The organism is Scandinavium sp. (assembly GCF_036271055.1).
Classification (GTDB): Bacteria; Pseudomonadota; Gammaproteobacteria; order Enterobacterales; family Enterobacteriaceae; genus Scandinavium.
This window is the reverse complement of the sequence record NZ_DATBBJ010000007.1, coordinates 25,251-44,894: the sequence shown is the minus strand read 5'-3', so window position 1 is coordinate 44,894 and position 19,644 is coordinate 25,251. Positions and strand designations below refer to the sequence as shown.

At 53.0% G+C, this 19,644-nt stretch carries 20 protein-coding genes and 1 pseudogene; 8 read left to right on the top strand and 13 right to left on the bottom strand.

Annotated elements, in window-relative coordinates:
* The 5 genes and pseudogenes from lysS to xerD form a co-directional block, all read right to left on the bottom strand.
* Positions 1–279, bottom strand: a pseudogene (gene lysS / locus VH187_RS01130) (lysine--tRNA ligase); the annotation flags it as partial.
* 9 nt (positions 280–288) lie between these two features.
* Positions 289–1,387, bottom strand: a protein-coding gene (gene prfB / locus VH187_RS01125) for a peptide chain release factor 2 (protein WP_329699660.1) whose coding sequence is annotated in 2 segments (ribosomal slippage) — positions 289–1,311 and positions 1,313–1,387 — 1,098 coding nt in all. Because the reading frame shifts where the segments join, the coding sequence is not laid out codon by codon here.
* A 91-nt stretch (positions 1,388–1,478) separates the two neighbouring features.
* Entirely contained in the window at positions 1,479–3,212 is a 1,734-nt protein-coding gene (gene recJ / locus VH187_RS01120) for a single-stranded-DNA-specific exonuclease RecJ (protein WP_329699659.1), read from the bottom strand.
* Between the two features lie 5 nt (positions 3,213–3,217).
* Positions 3,218–3,931 (bottom strand): bifunctional protein-disulfide isomerase/oxidoreductase DsbC, encoded by a 714-nt coding sequence (dsbC, locus tag VH187_RS01115; RefSeq protein WP_329699658.1) that lies wholly within the window; start codon positions 3,929–3,931, stop codon positions 3,218–3,220.
* A gap of 28 nt (positions 3,932–3,959) precedes the next feature.
* Positions 3,960–4,856 carry a site-specific tyrosine recombinase XerD gene (gene xerD, locus VH187_RS01110; RefSeq protein ID WP_329699657.1) on the bottom strand — a complete coding sequence of 299 codons (897 nt, stop codon included), beginning with the start codon at positions 4,854–4,856 and terminating at the stop codon, positions 3,960–3,962.
* A 99-nt stretch (positions 4,857–4,955) separates the two neighbouring features.
* Between xerD and fldB the strand changes: the two genes are divergently transcribed.
* Positions 4,956–5,477 carry a flavodoxin FldB gene (fldB, locus tag VH187_RS01105; protein ID WP_329699656.1) on the top strand — a complete coding sequence of 174 codons (522 nt, stop codon included), beginning with the start codon at positions 4,956–4,958 and terminating at the stop codon, positions 5,475–5,477.
* A gap of 8 nt (positions 5,478–5,485) precedes the next feature.
* Here fldB and VH187_RS01100 read toward each other — a convergent pair whose 3' ends face one another.
* The gene (locus VH187_RS01100; RefSeq protein ID WP_329699655.1) at positions 5,486–5,896 is read right to left on the bottom strand and encodes a protein YgfX; all 411 of its coding nucleotides are present in this window, start codon (positions 5,894–5,896) and stop codon (positions 5,486–5,488) included.
* Positions 5,877–6,143 (bottom strand): FAD assembly factor SdhE, encoded by a 267-nt coding sequence (sdhE, locus tag VH187_RS01095; RefSeq protein ID WP_329699654.1) that lies wholly within the window; start codon positions 6,141–6,143, stop codon positions 5,877–5,879. Before sdhE ends, VH187_RS01100 begins: the two co-directional genes overlap by 20 nt.
* A 246-nt stretch (positions 6,144–6,389) precedes the next feature.
* On the opposite strand from sdhE, the gene ygfZ reads away from it, so the two are divergent.
* The 5 genes from ygfZ (at position 6,390) to VH187_RS01070 (ending at position 10,581) form a co-directional block, all read left to right on the top strand.
* Positions 6,390–7,373 (top strand): tRNA-modifying protein YgfZ, encoded by a 984-nt coding sequence (gene ygfZ / locus VH187_RS01090; RefSeq protein ID WP_329699653.1) that lies wholly within the window; start codon positions 6,390–6,392, stop codon positions 7,371–7,373.
* A 69-nt stretch (positions 7,374–7,442) separates the two neighbouring features.
* Positions 7,443–8,267, top strand: coding sequence for an AraC family transcriptional regulator (locus VH187_RS01085; protein WP_329699652.1), 825 nt, complete (start codon positions 7,443–7,445; stop codon positions 8,265–8,267).
* Between the two features lie 91 nt (positions 8,268–8,358).
* Positions 8,359–9,090, top strand: a complete 732-nt coding sequence (locus VH187_RS01080) for an AzlC family ABC transporter permease (RefSeq protein ID WP_414713894.1) — start codon at positions 8,359–8,361, stop codon at positions 9,088–9,090.
* Positions 9,091–9,405: an AzlD domain-containing protein gene (locus VH187_RS01075; RefSeq protein WP_329699651.1), complete on the top strand. Its 315-nt coding sequence runs from the start codon at positions 9,091–9,093 to the stop codon at positions 9,403–9,405.
* Between the two features lie 18 nt (positions 9,406–9,423).
* Positions 9,424–10,581: a fatty acid desaturase gene (locus VH187_RS01070; RefSeq protein WP_329699650.1), complete on the top strand. Its 1,158-nt coding sequence runs from the start codon at positions 9,424–9,426 to the stop codon at positions 10,579–10,581.
* Between the two features lie 156 nt (positions 10,582–10,737).
* Here the strand turns inward: VH187_RS01070 and trhA are convergent, their stop codons facing one another.
* Both trhA and yqfB read right to left on the bottom strand, forming a co-directional pair.
* Positions 10,738–11,397, bottom strand: a complete 660-nt coding sequence (gene trhA / locus VH187_RS01065; protein ID WP_329699649.1) for a PAQR family membrane homeostasis protein TrhA — start codon at positions 11,395–11,397, stop codon at positions 10,738–10,740.
* A 159-nt stretch (positions 11,398–11,556) separates the two neighbouring features.
* Complete coding sequence (yqfB, locus tag VH187_RS01060; protein ID WP_329699648.1) at positions 11,557–11,868, bottom strand: N(4)-acetylcytidine aminohydrolase; 312 nt, start codon at positions 11,866–11,868, stop codon at positions 11,557–11,559.
* A gap of 44 nt (positions 11,869–11,912) precedes the next feature.
* On the opposite strand from yqfB, the gene VH187_RS01055 reads away from it, so the two are divergent.
* Positions 11,913–12,647 (top strand): MurR/RpiR family transcriptional regulator, encoded by a 735-nt coding sequence (locus VH187_RS01055; RefSeq protein ID WP_329699647.1) that lies wholly within the window; start codon positions 11,913–11,915, stop codon positions 12,645–12,647.
* A gap of 119 nt (positions 12,648–12,766) precedes the next feature.
* Positions 12,767–14,200: a 6-phospho-beta-glucosidase gene (locus VH187_RS01050; RefSeq protein ID WP_329699646.1), complete on the top strand. Its 1,434-nt coding sequence runs from the start codon at positions 12,767–12,769 to the stop codon at positions 14,198–14,200.
* A gap of 103 nt (positions 14,201–14,303) precedes the next feature.
* Here the strand turns inward: VH187_RS01050 and VH187_RS01045 are convergent, their stop codons facing one another.
* From VH187_RS01045 to gcvT, 4 genes are all read right to left on the bottom strand, one after another.
* Complete coding sequence (locus VH187_RS01045; RefSeq protein ID WP_329699645.1) at positions 14,304–15,047, bottom strand: SDR family oxidoreductase; 744 nt, start codon at positions 15,045–15,047, stop codon at positions 14,304–14,306.
* Between the two features lie 60 nt (positions 15,048–15,107).
* Entirely contained in the window at positions 15,108–17,981 is a 2,874-nt protein-coding gene (gene gcvP, locus VH187_RS01040) for an aminomethyl-transferring glycine dehydrogenase (protein ID WP_329699644.1), read from the bottom strand.
* 87 nt (positions 17,982–18,068) lie between these two features.
* Complete coding sequence (gene gcvH, locus VH187_RS01035; protein ID WP_329699643.1) at positions 18,069–18,458, bottom strand: glycine cleavage system protein GcvH; 390 nt, start codon at positions 18,456–18,458, stop codon at positions 18,069–18,071.
* Positions 18,459–18,485: 27 nt separating this feature from the next.
* On the bottom strand, positions 18,486–19,580 hold the full coding sequence (gene gcvT / locus VH187_RS01030; protein WP_329699642.1) for a glycine cleavage system aminomethyltransferase GcvT: 1,095 nt from the start codon (positions 19,578–19,580) through the stop codon (positions 18,486–18,488).
* Positions 19,581–19,644: the final 64 nt, after the last annotated feature.

Sequence of the window (19,644 nt, the reverse complement as noted above, 5' to 3'; positions counted from 1 at the left end):
GCGGCCGCCAACATCTTGCAGGGTAACGAATGATGCTTTACCCATGATGCGACGAGTCATCATACGGCCCGCAACGGCAACTTCGATGCCCAACTCTTCCAGCTCTTCGTTCTCTTTCGCGTCGAAGTCAGCGTGCAGTTGGTCAGAGGTATGATCGCGACGGAAGTCATTTGGGAAAGCGATACCCTGCTCGCGCAGGCCAGCCAGCTTTTCGCGGCGAGCTTTCAGTTCATTATTTAGATCGACCGCTTCGGTGCCCTGTGCTTGTTGTTCAGACATGTTGGTTCCTCATAACCCTGCTTTCAAACTTGCTTCGATAAATTTGTCCAGATCGCCATCCAGTACCGCTTGCGTGTTACGGGTTTCAACCCCAGTACGCAAGTCTTTGATACGGGAGTCGTCCAGCACGTAAGAACGAATCTGGCTGCCCCAACCAATATCCGATTTGTTGTCTTCCAGCGACTGCTTCTCAGCGTTTTTCTTCTGCATTTCCAGCTCGTACAACTTCGCTTTCATCTGCTTCATCGCCTGATCTTTGTTCTTATGCTGCGAACGGTCGTTCTGGCACTGAGTGACGGTGTTGGTTGGAAGGTGGGTAATACGCACCGCAGATTCTGTACGGTTAACGTGCTGACCACCGGCACCGGAGGCGCGGTATACGTCGATACGCAGGTCTGCCGGGTTGATTTCGATATCAATATCGTCATCCACTTCCGGGTAGACAAAGGCGGAGCTGAAAGAGGTATGACGGCGGCCGCCGGAGTCAAATGGACTCTTACGCACCAGGCGATGTACGCCTGTTTCAGTACGCAACCAACCAAAGGCATATTCGCCCTGAATACGAATGGTGACCGATTTGATACCCGCCACTTCGCCTTCAGACTCTTCGATGATTTCTGTTTTGAAACCGCGAGCTTCAGCCCAGCGCAGATACATACGCATCAGCATGCTGGCCCAATCCTGGGCTTCGGTGCCGCCAGAACCTGCCTGAATGTCGATGTAGCAATCGGCACTGTCGTATTCGCCGGAGAACATGCGACGGAATTCCAGCTGTGCCAGTTTCTCGTCAAGCACGTCAAGTTCGGCGACGGCTTCGTTGAAGGTCTCTTCGTCATCGGCTTCAATCGCCAATTCCAGCAGACCGGAAACATCTTCCAGGCCTTGAGACATCTGGTTGAGCGTATCAACAATGGCTTCCAGTGCAGAACGCTCTTTGCCCAACGCCTGTGCGCGCTCGGGTTCGTTCCAGACATTCGGCTGTTCCAGCTCGGCGTTTACTTCTTCGAGACGCTCTTTCTTAGCATCATAGTCAAAGGTACCCCCTAAGAACGTCGGAGCGCTCCGTGAGGTCCTGAATGCGATTTTTTACCGGATTAATTTCAAACATGATCGATTATCTTTTTCTGGGCTTGTAAAAATGCGGTGATAAGAGCGGGATTTTAACGGATCTCCGCTCTTTTTTATAGGAAATCCTGACGCTAAATTGGCCAGATATTATCGATAATCAGTTGCAGGCTGCGATTGCCACGAAACTCGTTGATATCGAGCTTATAAGCCAGCTCAACTTCACGCACGCCATTGTCTGGCCAGCAGGCGGTATCAACGTTGAACGCAATACCGTCAAGCAGCGGGCCACCGCCAACCGGTTCAACCATCACTTTCAGATGACGCTCGCCCACCAGCCGCTGTTGCAGCAGACGAAAACGTCCATCAAACAATGGCTCCGGGAACATCTGCCCCCAAGGGCCCGCATCACGCAGCATCTGTGCAATTTCCATCGTCATTTCCGCAGCCGTTAACGGACCATCGGAAACCACTTCGCCTTGCAACAAGGCGGGATCGAGCCATTCGGTGACGAGTTCACCGAAACGCTGCTGAAAGAGATCGAACTGCGCTTCTTCCAGCGACAGGCCAGCAGCCATCGCATGGCCGCCGAACTTGATCATCATCTTCGGATAAAGCGTATCCAGACGCTCCAGCGCATCGCGCATGTGCAGCCCCTGAATCGAACGCCCGGAGCCTTTCAGCGTGCCGTCACCCGCCGGAGCAAACGCAATCACTGGGCGGTGAAAGCGCTCTTTGATACGCGAAGCCAGAATACCGACCACGCCCTGATGCCATTCCGGATGGTACATCGCCAGACCGCCGGGCAGCGTTTCGCTGCTGCGCTCCAATTTTTCGCACAGCGTCAGCGCTTCCGCCTGCATGCCCTGCTCAATTTCTTTGCGCGTCTGATTTAGCGCATCCAGTTCATTGGCCAGCTGTCGCGCTTCGCCAATGTTATCGCTGAGCAACAGCGCCACCCCAACGGACATATCATCCAGTCGACCTGCGGCATTCAGGCGTGGGCCAAGCGCGAAGCCGAGATCGCTGGCCGCCAGTTTTTGCGCATCGCGATTCGAAACTTCCAGCAGTGCTTTAATGCCCGGACGGCATTTTCCAGCGCGGATACGGCTTAGCCCTTGCCACGTCAGAATACGGTTGTTGGCATCCAGCGGCACAACGTCAGCCACGGTTCCCAGCGCCACGAGATCTAACAGTTCGGCGAGATTGGGCGCAGCTATGCCCTGCGATTCGAACCAACCCTGGTCGCGTAAATGGGTACGCAACGCCAGCATCAGATAAAACGCGACACCCACGCCCGCCAGCGATTTCGATGGGAATTCACAATCGCGCAAGTTCGGATTGATGATAGCTTCGGCCGCAGGCAGCGTATCGCCCGGCAAGTGGTGATCGGTAACCACCACAGGAATGCCCAATGCATGCGCACGATCGACGCCAGAGTGAGAAGAAATCCCGTTATCGACGGTCATAATCAACTGCGCACCGCGTGCATGCGCCTGATCGACCACTTCCGGGCTCAGCCCGTAACCATCTTCAAAACGGTTTGGCACCAGATAGGTGACGTTACTGCAACCAAGCTGGCGCAGGCTCAGCACGCTGAGTGCCGTACTGGTCGCGCCATCGGCGTCAAAATCCCCTACGACGACAATCCGCAGCCCTTCGCGAAACGCGTTATAAAGGATCTCAACAGCCTTCTCTACGCCAGAAAGTTGCTGCCACGGCAGCATACCCTTCACGCTACGTTCGAGATCGACAGCGCTTCGTACCCCACGGCTGGCATACAGTCGCTGGAGCAGTGGCGGCAAATCTGGGGGCAGCTGCGCCGAGTTGTCCACTTCCCGGCGACGGAGTTGTATCTGCTGTTTCACGCCGATTATTTACCGCTGGTTTGTTTTTGGTGTTCATCGAGGAAGGCTTTCATCTCCTGTGGAGCCTGATAGCCCGGCACCACATAACCGTCATTCAGTACCACGGCCGGAGTACCGTTCACGCCAAACTGCACGCCTAACGCGTAGTGGTTGGCGATATTGATGTCACAGCTTGCCGCCTGCACGCCTTTACCGTTCATGGCATCGTCGAACGCTTTATTACGATCTTTCGCACACCAGATGGATTTCATATCCTGCTCAGCCGGGCTCTGCACACCCTGACGCGGGAAAGCCAGGTAACGCACGGTGATCCCCAGCGCATTATAGTCTTTCATCTCTTCATGCAGCTTGTGGCAATAGCCGCAGGTGATGTCGGTAAAGACGGTAATCACATGTTTTTCCTGCGCGGCTTTATAGACAATCATCTCTTTTTGCAACGCATTCAGCTTGCCCATCAGCAACTGATTGGTCACGTTCACAGGGTGCGCGCCGCTCACGTCATACATCGGTCCCTGAATAATATGTTTACCGTCTTCGGTTACATACAATACGCCGCTGTTGGTCAGTACGGTTTTCATGCCCGCAACCGGTGCCGTCTGGATATCCGAGCTCTGCACACCCAATTTTACCAGCGACTGCTGAATGGCGGCGTCGTCAGCCTGGGCCGGGCCGCAAAAAGCAGCCGCCAGCAGAGAGAACATCACTAAACCTTTTTTCATAACTTTTCCTGTGTCTTTCGTATTCAGATCACGCCCGAGGGTGATGCTGTTGATGAAGTTGCCGCAGCCGCTCCGTGGCGACATGCGTGTAAATCTGCGTGGTTGAAAGGTCACTGTGGCCTAACAGCATTTGCACCACGCGCAAATCTGCACCGTGATTGAGCAAATGCGTGGCGAAAGCATGGCGCAACACGTGCGGTGACAGTTTCGCGCTATCGATACCGGCTAATACCGCATAGTGTTTGATGCGGTGCCAGAACGTCTGACGCGTCATCTGCTGCGCGCGCTGGCTGGGAAACATCACGTCAATGGACACTCCGTTTAGCAGCCACGGACGGCCATGTTCGAGGTAATTCTCCAGCCAGTACACTGCTTCCTCACCGAGCGGCACCAATCGTTCTTTATTGCCTTTCCCGATAACCCGCACCACACCCTGTCGCAGGCTGATATCACTCATCGTCAGCCCCACGAGCTCAGTCACGCGAAGGCCGGTGGCATAAAGCAGTTCCAGCATCGCTTTATCCCGCAGTTCCAATGGGTTATCCACCAACGGGGCCTGTAGCAGACGATCGACCTGCGATTCGCTTAAATCCTTGGGCAAACGCTGGGGAAGCTTCGGTGACGCCAGCTGTGAACTGGGGTCGTCCGGGCGCACTTTTTCCCGATACAGATGCTGGAAGAAGCGGCGCATCGCGCTCAACAAGCGTGCCGAACTGGTGGCTTTGTAACCCCCTTCAACACGCTCGGCCAGCAAAAGTTGCAGGTCGGAGTATTGCACCGTTTCACTGCTCAAGTTGTGCTTATGAAGCCATTCAACCATCATCGTTAAATCGCGACGATAGGCGCTGAGGGTATTCTCAGCGAGGTTTTTCTCCAGCCAAAGCGCATCGAGAAAATGTTCGATTTGTGCGAGATCCTTTTCCATATGTGCCTCCCGGAGCGGCTGTCTGGCTCATTATGCCTTAAGGCAATACCTTTCTGATACACTAGCGCAAAGTCATAGCAAGCACTGAGAGTTTTCGCGATGAAAATTGGCCTATTTTACGGTTCCAGTACCTGTTACACCGAAATGGCGGCGGAGAAAATCCGCGACATTATCGGCGCAGAGCTGGTGACGTTGCATAATCTGAAAGATGATTCCCCCACGCTGATGGAGCAGTACGACGTACTGATCCTCGGTATTCCGACCTGGGATTTTGGTGAAATCCAGGAAGACTGGGAAGCGATTTGGGAACAGCTGGATAACCTGAGGCTGGACGGCAAAATCGTGGCGCTGTACGGCATGGGCGATCAATTAGGATACGGCGAGTGGTTCCTGGATGCACTCGGCATGCTGCATGAACAACTCGCGCGCAAAGCCGTGAAGTTCATCGGCTACTGGCCAACAGAAGGTTATGAGTTCACCAGCCCAAAACCTGTCATTGCAGACGGCCAATTGTTTGTCGGCCTTGCGCTGGATGAAACTAATCAGTACGACCTGAGCGACGAGCGCCTACAGACCTGGTGCGAACAGATCCTCGGCGAAATGGCCGAACAGTTCTCCTGATATTGACGTTATTGTTGCGCTGGCTGTTGTAAAATCGTCCGGCGCAAATCCCGCCACTCCCCTGTATCCATGCTGTCTGCGGCTAACCACAGATGCGTTTTCTTACGCCCGTCAATGCGACGTAAACGCAGCATCATGCCGCTCTTAAGCACCCAGGGTGTGCCGAGCACATCCCACTCCTGATTTTGCCAACGCAAACGGGAGTCCATCAGCAGTTTTATCTCACCCTGGCTTGCGTTAATGCGTCGCTGACTGCGCACACAGTCAAAAACCACCAGCGACAGAAGCAACAACCATAACGGGGTATAGCTCAGCGGCCAGGGCATCAGCAGAATAAAAGCTGCAACCAGTCCGTGGAGCAATAAAGAGACCCACTGCGAGCGCCATGAGACGCGTAAATCAGATTGCCACAGGACCACGTTCCCGATTCCGTGTTTGAATAAGTTGCACCATCCGTTGCATTTCCGCATCTGCTGGCTTGCCATGGTTCATCAGCCAGTTAAACAGATCCGGGTCGTCGCACTCCAGAAGACGAATAAACAGCGCTTTATCGCTGTCGCTCAGCGTGTCGTACTCATACTCAAAAAACGGCATGATGGAAATATCGAGCTCGCGCATTCCCCGACGGCATGCCCAATGAATACGGGCTTTATTGGTAATGTCCATGTTGTCCTTCCTGAATATCGATACAAGTAGTTTAACGCGTTTTATTCACTTACTTTACAGCAATATCGTTTATTGCGGCGCTGTTTCAGATAAATACCACATAGAGTGCAAGGAATTACATTATTTTCCGTGCCACCTCGTAAAACAGAATAATGGCACAAATGGTCTTCGGAAAGCGCTTGCAATGCGCAATAGCTCTTTTACCATTAGTCATTAACGTTGCGTTAAGCTATTCAGGACATGACTATGGCTTTTACTCCTTTTCCTCCACGTCAGCCTTCATCCTCTGCGCGTCTTCCGCTCACGCTGATGACCCTCGACGATTGGGCGCTGGCAACTGCTACCGGTAACGAAGCCGAAAGTTATTTGCAGGGCCAGGTCACTGCGGATGTCGCGCAAATGACAGAACAGCAGCATTTGTTGGTGGCGCATTGCGATGCCAAAGGCAAGATGTGGAGCAATCTGCGTTTGTTCCGCGAACCAGAAGGTTTTGCCTGGATTGAGCGTCGCAATGTGCGTGACGCGCAGCTCACCGAACTGAAAAAATATGCCGTCTTCGCGAAGGTGACAATTACGCCAGACGATACCCGTGTGCTGCTAGGCATTGCTGGTTTCCAGGCTCGCGCCGCGCTGGCGAATGTCTTCACGACATTGCCTGACAACAACAATCAGGCCGTTCGCGATGGTGATAGCTCCCTGCTGTGGTTTGAATACCCGGCAGAGCGTTTCCTGCTGGTTGTCAGTGAAGAAACAGCCCAACGCGTCACCGAAGCGCTGAGCGGTGAAGCCGCTCTGAACAACAGCCAACAATGGCTGGCGCTCAACATCGAAGCTGGCCTGCCGGTTATCGACACCGTAAACAGTGCGCAGTTTATCCCGCAAGCGACAAACCTTCAGGCCCTCGGCGGCATCAGCTTTAAAAAAGGCTGTTACACCGGTCAGGAGATGGTGGCGCGTGCGAAATTCCGCGGAGCAAACAAGCGTGCGCTGTGGTCTCTGGTGGGCAGCGCTAGCCGTGTGCCAGAAGCGGGTGAAGATCTTGAGATGCAGATGGGTGAAAACTGGCGTCGTACCGGCACTGTGCTGGCTGCGGTACAGTTGGATGACGGTAGCGTGCGGGTTCAGGTGGTCATGAACAATGATATGGAACCTGACAGCCTCTTCCGTGTGCGTGAGGATTCCGGCTCGCTGCGCATTGAACCACTGCCCTATTCACTCGAAGAAGCCTGACAGGCTGTTGCCGGAAAATTATCACGCCGGCAATAGCAATTTTATACAAAACAGAAGCGGAGGGGTGACATGAAACTGAATATCAAAGAACACACTCACTTCCACCGCGTCGATGCCCTCGGCGGCATCGACATGCTGCAGGCAAGATATTACAAACAGCGCTTTGCACGCCATGTACATGACACTTTCTGTATTGGCGTTATCGATCAGGGCGCACAACGCTTTTATCGTTCGGGTGCAGAACATGTCGCGCCACGTGGCGATATCATCATTGTTAACGCCGATGACGTGCATACCGGCAGTTCCGAACTGGAGCATGGCTGGGCGTACCGCGCGATTTATCCGCACCCGGATATGCTGAATGACATTCTTCGTCAGATGCCGGACGGAAAAGATTTCGTTCCGTGGTTCCCGGATGCGGTTATCCACGATCCTGGGCTTTCAGAGCAGCTACTACTGACTTTCAGCATGCTCGATAAAGAAGGCAATAATCTGCTAAAAGAAACCCTCCTGCTCTCTTCTTTAACCCTGCTCAGCGTTCGTTACAGCCGCACCCGTAAAGCCCCGCTTGAGTTACCAGCGGCGACTCAACGCATTTTGCGAGCGAAAGATTTCATCGACAGTTGCCCGGAAGAAGATCACACCCTGACACGGCTGGCAGAACTCGCGGGTCTCAGCCACTGGCATTTTCTCAGGCAATTCAAAGTCGTTACGGGCATGACCCCGCACGCTTATCTGGTTCAGGCCCGGTTGCGCAAAGCCCGTACGCTGCTACGCCAGGGCTTAACAATCCTCGATACCTCCATCATCTGTGGCTTCACCGATCAAAGCCATTTCCACCGCCATTTCAAAAATTCGATTGGCCTGACCCCGGGCGAATTCATTAAAGCCTGACCCCTTTCAGGCAGAGCAATAACATTCAATACACCCTCTTCCTGCTTCTATAGCGTTAACGGCATGTCCGTAAAGCCAGTTGACGTATTCCATGAGAAAAGCCATCGCTGAGTCCAGTTCATATACTGAACTGCAAAGTTCGCCACGTTCCTCGTTCATGCGCGGCGCCGTAGAAATGCTCCCACTCTGTGTGTCTGTGATCCCATGGGGGATCCTCGCCGGTTCGATGGCGATTCAGGCGGGACTGTCGTTCTGGCAGAGCATTGGTATGTCCGCCATTATCTTCGCGGGTGCAGCTCAACTGGTGACCCTTGGCCTGACCATGACCGGTGCCAGTGTGTTAACGATTATTGTGTCGGTGTTTTTCATTACCTCTCAGCACTTTATTTATGGCCTGACGCTACGAGAATTTGTCTCCTGCCTGAAAACAAAATTACGCTTGCCGATTGGTTTTTTATTGACCGATGAATTATTCGCCTTAAGCGAAACAAAAGATAAACGAACCGAACTGACACCGGGTTATATGATTGGCGCGGGGCTGACCTTTTATTTATCGTGGAATATATTCAGCTTTATGGGAATTGTGATGGCGTCGTCTGTCCCTAACCTTGATAAATACCACCTGGATTATTCGATCGTCGCAACGTTTATTACGATTGTGGTGCCGATGATTAAAAAAATCAGCACCCTGGCGGGCGTCGTTATCTCACTGGTGTTGTCGATGCTGCTAAGCTACTACCAGTTCGAAGGCGCGATTGTGCTGGCTGGCCTGTGCGGTATGTTCTGCTCGGTCGTCATCTCGACTCTTATCAAGGAGCAATAAATGAGCTGGTTACTTATTCTAACCCTCGCGGCCATTGTATTTTTCAATCGCTATGTGTTCCTTGAGCCGAACGTTCCGCTGAAAATCCCTGGCGTCATTAATAAAGCGTTAAAATATTCTGCCCCTTGTTTACTGACTGCAATTTGCGGCCCGATTATTTTGATGGATCATGGTGTGGTACGGGAATTCCCACTCAACCCTTACTTTCTGGGAGCCATATTCAGCGTCATTATTGCGTTGTTAATCCGTAATATTGTCAGCGCTGTATTATTAAGCCTGGCTGTGTTTTATCTCATTAACCATTTTCTACAGTAAGTCAGAACAGGAGCGATTATGCGTCGTCCAGTAAAAGGATATCACCAGTCAACGGAAATAAGGCGCTCATATGAAATATTGCCTTTTCAAGGGGTGTGGACGTGGCTGACAGGAAAAGAGTTACCTGAGCGCAAACCGCTTTGGCAAAGTAATTCTACCGAAATGGTGTTGTGGGCGCTGAGTTGGGTCGCGATCGGGGTTGTGCTAATCACGCTTTCAGTGGTGTTCATCGAAAGTATTATTCTGCAAATCGTCTGCTGGCTGGTTGGCGCTCTCTTCTCGGCCTCAGGTGCTCGTTATATTGTGGCGACCATTATTCATCATGGTGTACACGGCCATTTGTATAAATCGCAGAAAGTGAACAAAGCACTGTGTGAAATATTGTCGACATTATTTATCGTTCAACCTTACGAGTCCTATCGTCAGTTCCATGTCTACGAACACCATGGCCGCGAATTTTCCACGCTTGAAGATAAAGATTTGGCGGCGATTTATCAGCTTGGGTTTACGCCAGGCAAAACCAAATCTGCGCTGTATATGCGGCTGCTTCTGACCCTGCTCAGCCCAAAATTCCATTTGGTATTTTTCTATGGCCGCCTGAAATCCAATCTGATCGGCGTGCCTTTTTATCGCTTAATGATGACTCTGGTGTGGTTTGCGGTGCTAGCTGGCTTGAGCTATTTCATCGGTATTACAGGCACTCTCTTCATTCTGGTGATGCCCTTTGTCGTGATTTACCAAATGGCTTCGTTGATGCATCTGCTGACCGAACACGTATGGCTGGTGCGCAAAGAAGGCGAATCGGTGCGCGACAGCCATATCAATAACTGTCTGGCGCGTTTCTGTGGTTCGAAATGCCCGCCAAATTTCAGTGTTAAACACTGGGGTCACTGGAGCAAATGGACTGCGATGCATCTGTTTGTTCATCTGCCGTGTCGGATGTTGTTTGTGCAGGGTTCACTGGTGTGCCACGACTGGCATCATCGTTACGGCAGCGTGCGCCAGTGGTACGACTATGCCCGCCTGCGTGAACTGCACGCGCAGAAACTTTCAGCGGAAGACCGCTACGACTATATCGATATCTGGGGTGTTCACAACGCGCTGGATTATGTGCTGAGTTCACTGAGCGAAGAGCAAGAAGTGGAAATTGAGCATCTGGAGTACCGACTGAATTAACCCGTTACCCTCTGTCTGAAGTGATATTGCAAGCATTAATGCCCTCGGCCTTTCGGCAGTTGGCATTAACCCCTGGTGTTGTTAATGGTCATTGACCGCCTGATCGTTCTTCCGTATACGGCTGACGATCAGGTTTTTTTTCACCTGTTATCTGGCTTAAAGCTTCCCAACGTAGAGATATATGGCCAGAAAATGGCACACACTCCCGCCGAGTACAAAACCGTGCCAGATAGCATGGTTGTACGGAATCCGCTTGCAGACATAGAAAATAACGCCGAGCGAATAGACCACTCCGCCCGCAGCCAGAAGCGTAACGCCTCCCGCTGAAAGCTTCATCGCAAGCTGATACACCACGATCAACGACAGCCACCCCATCGTCAGATAGGTCACCAGCGACAACACTTTAAAGCGGTGCGCAATCGTCAGTTTGAACAAGATCCCGAGCAGCGCCAGGCTCCAGATAACAATCATTAATCCGCGCGCCAGCGTTGAATCCAGCCCTACCAGCAAAAATGGTGTGTAGGTTCCGGCAATCAATAAATAGATAGCACAGTGGTCTAATTTTTTGAGCCACAGTTTGGCTCGTTGATGGGGTACGGCGTGATAAAGCGTGGAAGCCAGAAACAGCAGGATCATGCTGCCGCCATACAGGCTGTAACTGGTGATCGCCGTTGCGCTGGCGTGAGTATCAACCGCCTGAACCAGCAGCAATACCAGTCCGACAATCCCGAACACCAGCCCTATCCCGTGACTGATGCTGTTGGCAATTTCTTCTGCCAGTGAATAACCGTGCGTAATTAATGGTTTGCTAACCATACTGAACTCCGGAAGGATAAAATACGTTAACGCATCACTAGCCTAACTGAGAATGATTCCAGTGAACACCTGTTAGCTAAAATAAAAACAGCCGACTTTACAAGTCATTTAAAATCATATTGTTAAACTGTCATTTCGCCGCACAGATGTTTCCTAAAATCAAACACACTGGAATTCAATCACATAAAACTGCTGCTGGTCCGGGTAGATTTCTGCGATGACCGATTTCAGTTCTGCTAGCGTCATGTTTTCCTGCTGCGCATGCTGCTGCGTCAGGCTGTCGAGCGTGACTTGTGAAGTGGCCGTCACGCGAATTGTGCAGAAATAGCCGTCATCCTCAAAACGCCCTACACGCAGGACATCGCCCGTTTTGAAGTGTGATTCGCTGGCATCCCGGATGGTTATGGTTTTACGCCCAGCCAGAATGTCTTCCTGAAAGCGTTGAAAAAAAGTGATGTCGTTCGGGGCCATGTTATGATTCCTGTATTGAATTTGCCGGATGAGTGCCTGCCAACGTGAGTCTTTTCTCCCACGCCGCCATCGCCAGTCTCAACAATCTTGAGATGATGGTCTACCAGTATGTCATTAAAAATCGTGACAAAGTCATGTATATGACCATCCGCGAACTGGCGGATTCTGCAGGCGTGTCCACGACTACGGTACTGCGCTTTTGCCGCAAGCTGAACTGCGAAGGTTACTCTGAGTTCCGCGTGCGCTTTAAGCTGTATCTGGAACAAGATGAACCGCAGCAAAGTAATACCTCCGCCAGTGAAATTATCAGTTTTTTCAAAAGCGTCAATAATGATGAATTTGATAAACTGATTGATGATGCCGTTGATATTATTTTAGCTTCGGAGCGAATTATATTTGTCGGTGCGGGCACATCAGGCGCATTAGCCAAATATGGTGCACGCTTTTTCTCTAACGTGGGGAAATTCAGCAACCATATTGATGATCCTTATTTTCCGGTCACCAATGATATGGCAAAAAATGCTCTGGCTATTGTCCTTTCGGTTTCAGGCGAGACAGAAGAGATCCTGCGTTTCGCCGGGCAGTTCAGCCTGCACCGCTGCAAGGTACTGTCGATCACCAGCCATGAGCATTCCCGGTTGGCTAAACTGGCCGATTTTAACCTCTCCTGGCATATATCCCCCATTCGCATTGGCGGCGTTTACGATATTACGACACAAATCCCCGTTATTTATATCCTCGAAACATTGGGCCGTAAACTGGCGAAAAAACTGACATAAAAAAACGCCCTGTTTTTTAGATGTAACAAATTACCTGAGCGTGAGTTTGTTATATCGTGACAATTATTTCCCCTTTGTTAGACTCATTCTCAATCAGCATTATCAGGGGAATGTGAAAGATGAAAAAATTAACCTTACCAAAAGATTTTATGTGGGGCGGCGCGGTTGCGGCGCATCAGGTTGAAGGCGGCTGGAACAAAGGCGGCAAAGGCCCAAGCATTTGTGATGTGCTGACCGGCGGGGCACACGGCGTTCCACGTGAAATCACTACTCAGGTTGAACCTGGCAAATACTATCCAAACCACGAAGCCGTTGAGTTCTACAGCCATTACAAAGAAGACATTAAGCTGTTTGCTGAAATGGGCTTCAAATGTTTCCGAACTTCCATCGCCTGGACGCGAATCTTCCCGAAAGGCGACGAAACACAGCCGAACGAAGAAGGGCTGAAATTCTACGACGATATGTTTGATGAGTTACTCAAATACAACATTGAGCCGGTGATCACCCTCTCTCACTTTGAAATGCCGCTGCATTTAGTGCAGGAATACGGCGGCTGGACCAACCGTAAAGTCGTTGATTTCTTTGTGCGTTTCGCCGAAGTCGTTTTCGAGCGCTACAAACATAAAGTCAAATACTGGATGACCTTCAACGAGATCAACAACCAGCGTAACTGGCGTGCGCCGCTGTTCGGCTACTGCTGTTCAGGTGTGGTGTACACCGAACACGATAACCCGGAAGAAGTGATGTATCAGGTGCTGCATCATCAGTTCGTGGCAAGCGCGCTGGCTGTGAAAGCCGCACGTCGCATTAACGCGCAGATGCAGGTTGGCTGCATGCTGGCGATGGTGCCACTGTATCCGTTCTCCTGTAAGCCAGAAGATATGATGTTCGCTCAGGAAGCGATGCGTGAACGCTATGTCTTTACCGATGTGCAGATGCGTGGCTACTACCCGACTTATGTACTCAACGAGTGGGAACGTCGCGGATTTACCATCAACATGGAAGAAAGTGATGCAGAGATCCTGCGTGAAGGCACCTGCGCTTACCTCGGCTTAAGCTACTACATGACCAACGCCGTGAAAGCAGAAGGCGGCAGTGGCGATGCGATTTCCGGCTTCGAAGGCAGCGTGCCGAATCCGCACGTGAAAGCATCCGATTGGGGCTGGCAGATTGATCCGGTTGGCCTGCGCTACGCGCTGTGCGAGCTGTACGAGCGTTATCAGAAGCCTCTGTTTATCGTGGAAAACGGCTTCGGTGCGTACGACAAAGTCGAAGAAGATGGCAGCATTAACGACGACTATCGCATTGATTATCTACGTGCACACGTCGAAGAAATGATGAAAGCCGTCACCCACGATGGTGTGGCGTTGATGGGTTACACCCCGTGGGGCTGTATCGATTGCGTATCCTTCACCACCGGTCAGTACAGTAAGCGTTACGGTTTTATCTATGTGAACAAGCATGACGACGGCACGGGCGACATGTCCCGTTCACGCAAGAAGAGCTTCAACTGGTACAAAGCAGTGATTGCCAGCAACGGCGAGAATCTGTAACCACGAATTGCCCGGTGGCGGCTTGCGCCTTACCGGGCCTACAAAACCCTACTGCTTTATCCGTAGGCGCGGTAAGCGTAGCGCCACCGCGCATCTCAGTGACTTACCGCCCGCCCGACAACTCCATAAAACTCCCGGTGACATACGACGCTTTGTCACTCAGCAGCCAGACAATCGCCTGCGCGACTTCTTCCGGTTGCCCACCGCGCTGCATCGGCAACATCGATTTCACGCGATCGACGCGTCCCGGTTCGCCGCCAGAGGCATGCATTTCGGTGTAGATAAGACCCGGTCGAACGCAGTTCACACGAATGCCCTGCGCCGCGACTTCCAGCGCCAGACCCGTCGTCAACGTATCCACTGCGCCTTTTGAGGCCGCATAGTCGACATATTCGAAAGGTGCGCCCAGCCGCGACGCCGCCGACGAAACGTTAACAATCGCCCCGCCTTTGCCACCATGGCGGTGTGCCATTCGTTTGACCGCTTCACGACAACAAAGGAAATAACCGGTGACGTTGGTCGCCAGGACGTGGTTGATTCGCTCGGCGGTGAGATTTTCAATGGTGCTTTGCTGGAACAAAATTCCGGCGTTATTGACCAGCGCGGTCAAGGGTTCGCCTTCGCGGTCCAGCGCTTCAAACATTGCCATGACCTGCGCTTCATCGCTGATATCCGCGCGCACCGCAAAAGCCTTTCCGTCATTCTCAATGATCTCATTCACGACCTGCGTAGCGGCCTGGATGTTGTGATGGTAATTCACTGCGACAGTGTAGCCTTCCTGTGCCAGTTGCAGCGCCGTCGCTCTGCCAATTCCCCGGCTCCCACCGGTTACCAATGCCATAGCCATTCTGTTCTCCCAAAAAGTAAGGGCGCCGAAGCGCCCTCAAAAGATAGTGTCGTTACCCGATTACTGGTACTCGCTCATTGGCACGCAGGAACAGAACAGGTTGCGGTCGCCGTAGACATCGTCCAGACGTTTCACCGTCGGCCAGTACTTGTTCGCCATGCCTGCCGGGAACACAGCCACTTCGCGGCTATAACCGTGGTTCCACTCAGCCACCAACTCGTTCTGCGTGTGCGGCGCATTCACCAGCGGGTTATCTTCCAGCGGCCATTCGCCTTGCTGTACGCGATTGATTTCATTGCGGATAGCCAGCATCGCGTCGATAAAGCGGTCGAGTTCGACTTTGCTTTCCGATTCGGTCGGCTCCACCATCAATGTGCCCGCGACCGGGAAGGACATCGTCGGGGCGTGGAAACCGTAGTCGATCAGACGCTTAGCGATATCCAGCTCGCTGATGCCAGTTTCTTCTTTCAGCGGACGAATATCGAGAATACATTCGTGCGCCACGCGACCATCGCGCCCGGTATACAGCACCGGATAAGCATCCTGCAAACGGGTGGCAATGTAATTGGCGTTCAGAATCGCCACCTGGCTCGCCTGTTTCAGCCCTTGCGCGCCCATCATGCGGATGTACATCCAGCTGATTGGCAGAATCGAGGCGCTGCCGAACGGTGCAGCTGAAACTGCGCCCTGACGGGTGAGCATCCCTTCGATTTGCACCACGCTGTGACCCGGTACAAACGGGGCCAGATGCGCTTTCACGCCAATCGGTCCCATACCTGGGCCGCCACCGCCGTGCGGAATGCAGAAGGTTTTGTGCAAGTTGAGGTGCGACACGTCCGCGCCGATAAAGCCTGGCGAAGTAATGCCGACTTGCGCGTTCATATTCGCGCCATCGAGGTAAACCTGACCGCCAAACTGGTGCACGATTTCGCACACTTCGCGGATGGTTTCTTCATACACACCGTGGGTAGACGGATACGTCACCATGATGCAGGAAAGGTTCGCACCTGTTTGCTCGGCTTTCGCACGCAAATCAGCAAGATCGATGTTGCCTTGCTTGTCACACGCCACAACGACAACCTGCATTCCCGCCATCTGCGCAGAAGCCGGGTTGGTGCCGTGCGCTGAGCTTGGGATCAGGCAAATATCGCGATGCCCTTCGTTGCGGCTTTCGTGATAGTGACGGATCGCCAGCAGACCTGCGTATTCGCCCTGTGCGCCAGAGTTTGGCTGCATACACAGCGCGTCGTATCCGGTCAGTTTCACCAGCCAGTCAGACAACTGGTTAATCATCTGATGATAACCTTCTGCCTGATCCGCCGGGCAGAACGGGTGCAGTTCGCTGAATTCCGGCCAGGTAATTGGGATCATTTCGGCGGCGGCATTGAGCTTCATGGTGCACGATCCCAATGGGATCATCGCCTGATTCAGCGCCAAATCTTTACGCTCCAGCGAGTGCATGTAGCGCATCATCTCGGTTTCGCTGTGATAGCGATTGAACACCGGATGAGTCAGAATTTCGTCTTCACGCAGCATTGCCGATGGAATAGAACGGCTGTCGTGCGCCACTTCTTTATCCAGGCCGTCGATAGTCAGGCCATGATTGTCGCCAACGATAACGCCTAACAGTGCCAGCACATCTTCACGCGAAGTGGTTTCATCCAGTGTGATGCCCACTGCGTTGTGGATGTCACTGCGCAAGTTGATTTCTGCCGCTTCGGCACGCGCCAGTACGGCGGCTTTGTCAGCCACTTCCACACACAGGGTGTCGAAGAAGTGTTCGTGACGCAGCTTCAGGCCTTTCTGTTGCAGGCCCGTTGCCAGAATATCGGTCAGGCGATGGATACGCCCGGCGATACGTTTCAGGCCAGCCGGACCGTGGAATACGGCATAAAGGCTCGCGATGTTCGCCAACAGCACCTGGGAAGTACAGATGTTGGAGTTCGCTTTCTCGCGGCGGATATGCTGCTCGCGGGTCTGCATCGCCATGCGCAGCGCGGTATTACCGGCAGCGTCTTTCGACACACCAATAATACGGCCCGGCATGGAGCGTTTGAATTCGTCTTTTGCGGCGAAGAAGGCCGCATGTGGGCCGCCGTAGCCCATTGGCACGCCGAAGCGTTGAGCAGAGCCGAACACAATATCCGCGCCCTGTTTGCCCGGTGCGGTCAACAACACCAGCGCCATGAAATCAGCGGCGACGCTGACAATCACTTTGCGCGTTTTCAGTTCATCAATCAGTTTGCTGTAGTCATGCACTTCACCCGTGGTGCCAACCTGCTGCAACAGCACGCCGAACACGTCCTGATGGTCTAACGCTTTTTCAGCGTCATCGACAATTACTTCAAAACCAAAGGTTTCCGCACGCGTGCGCACCACGTCCAGCGTCTGCGGGTGAATGTCAGCCGCTACGAAGAAGCGATTCGCATTTTTCAGTTTGCTTACGCGTTTTGCCATCGCCATCGCTTCGGCGGCGGCAGTTGCTTCGTCCAGCAGTGAAGCAGAGGCGATATCCAGACCGGTCAAATCCAGGGTGATCGTCTGGTAGTTCAGCAGTGCTTCCAGTCGGCCCTGCGACACTTCCGGCTGGTACGGCGTATAAGCGGTGTACCAACCCGGATTTTCCAGCATGTTGCGCAGGATAACCGGCGGCAGTTGCACAGCGGTGTAGCCCATGCCGATGTAAGACTTAAAGCGCTTGTTGCGGCTGGCAATGGTTTTCAGTTCTGCCAGCGCGGCGAATTCGGTGGTCGCGTCACCTACCTGCGGCGGGGTCGCGAGCTGAATGTCCTGCGGCACAATCTGGCCGGTCAGCGCGTCTAACGACTCTGCGCCAACGGTGTTCAGCATCTCCTGCTGCTGTGCCGCATCCGGGCCGATATGGCGTTCAATGAAAGCGCCGCGATGTTCAAGCTGGCTTAAGGTCTGTGTCATGAGCGAGGGTTCCTGATACGTGCAGTAAATCGTGATGATCTCGAACGGGATTGCCCGGTGGCGCTAGCGCTGACCGGGCCTACGCTTTTACTCGTCTTCTAACAGGGCTTCGTATGCTGTCGCATCCAGAAGCGCCGCGACTTCTGCTTCGTCGCTGGCTTTGATTTTGAAGATCCAGCCGCCAGTGTAGGGCTCACTGTTGACCTGCTCCGGGGAGTCGCTCAGTTCATCGTTGACGGCAACGATTTCACCGCTGATAGGCGCGTAAATATCAGAAGCCGCTTTTACGGATTCCGCGACGGCACAGTCATCGCCTGCGGCAACGATTTTTCCCACTTCCGGCAAGTCGACAAACACCATATCGCCCAGCAGTTCCTGCGCGTGTTCGGTGATCCCAACGGTGTAAGAGCCATCGGCTTCTTTACGCAGCCATTCGTGTTCTTTGCTGTATTTCAGTTCTGCAGGTACATTGCTCATTCACATTACTCCTGAAAAAATAATCGATTACACGACGGCTTTGCCAGCGCGTACAAAAACAGGTTTGGTCACTTTGACCGGCATTTCACGGTTACGAATTTGCACCACAGCGGTTTCGCCAATCCCTGCCGGAACGCGCGCCAGCGCAATGCTGTAGCCGAGAGTTGGCGAGAACGTGCCGCTGGTGATAATGCCTTCGTGCTGATTGCCTTGGGCATCGGAGAAGCGCACAGGCAGTTCGACGCGCAGTACGCCTTTCTCGGTCATCACCAGCCCGACGAGTTGTTCGGTGCCATGCTGACGCTGAGATTCAAGCGCTTCGCGGCCGATGAAATCACGGTCTGCCGGTTCCCAGGCGATGGTCCAGCCCATGTTAGCCGCCAGAGGTGAAACGCCTTCGTCCATCTCCTGACCGTACAAATTCATGCCCGCTTCCAGACGCAGCGTGTCACGCGCGCCGAGACCGCAAGGTTTAACCCCGGTTTCAACCAGTGCATGCCAGAAATCTGCGGCTTTTTCATTTGGCAGCGCAATTTCATAGCCTGCTTCACCGGTATAGCCGGTGGTGGCAACAAACAAATCACCTGCCTGCACCCCGAAGAACGGCTTCATACCTTCCACCGCTTTGCGCTGCTCGTCGTTGAGCAAGCTGGCGGCTTTGGCCTGTGCATCCGGCCCTTGCACCGCAATCAGCGACAGATCGTCACGCACGGTGATTTCGATGCCGTACGGTTCAGCGTGCTCACTTACCCAGGCCAGGTCTTTTTCACGAGTGGCGGAGTTTACGACGAGGCGGAAATAGTCTTCGGTGAGGAAGTAGACAATCAGGTCATCAATGACCCCGGCGGAGGCATTGAGCATGCCGGTGTAGAGCGCTTTGCCGGGTTTGGTCAGTTTGGCGACGTCGTTTGCCAGCAGATAGCGCAGGAATTCGCGAGTGCGGCTGCCGTGCAGATCGACAATGGTCATGTGCGAAACATCGAACATTCCGGCACTGGTGCGTACCGCATGATGCTCATCAATCTGCGAGCCGTAATGCAGCGGCATCATCCAACCGTGGAAGTCCACCATACGTGCGCCACACAGCGTGTGTTGTTCATACAAAGGCGTCTGTTGAGCCATCTTGTCCTCGTTGAGTCAGCGGGGCAACCAGGTGCTTTGAAGTCATTTATACGACCACAAAGCC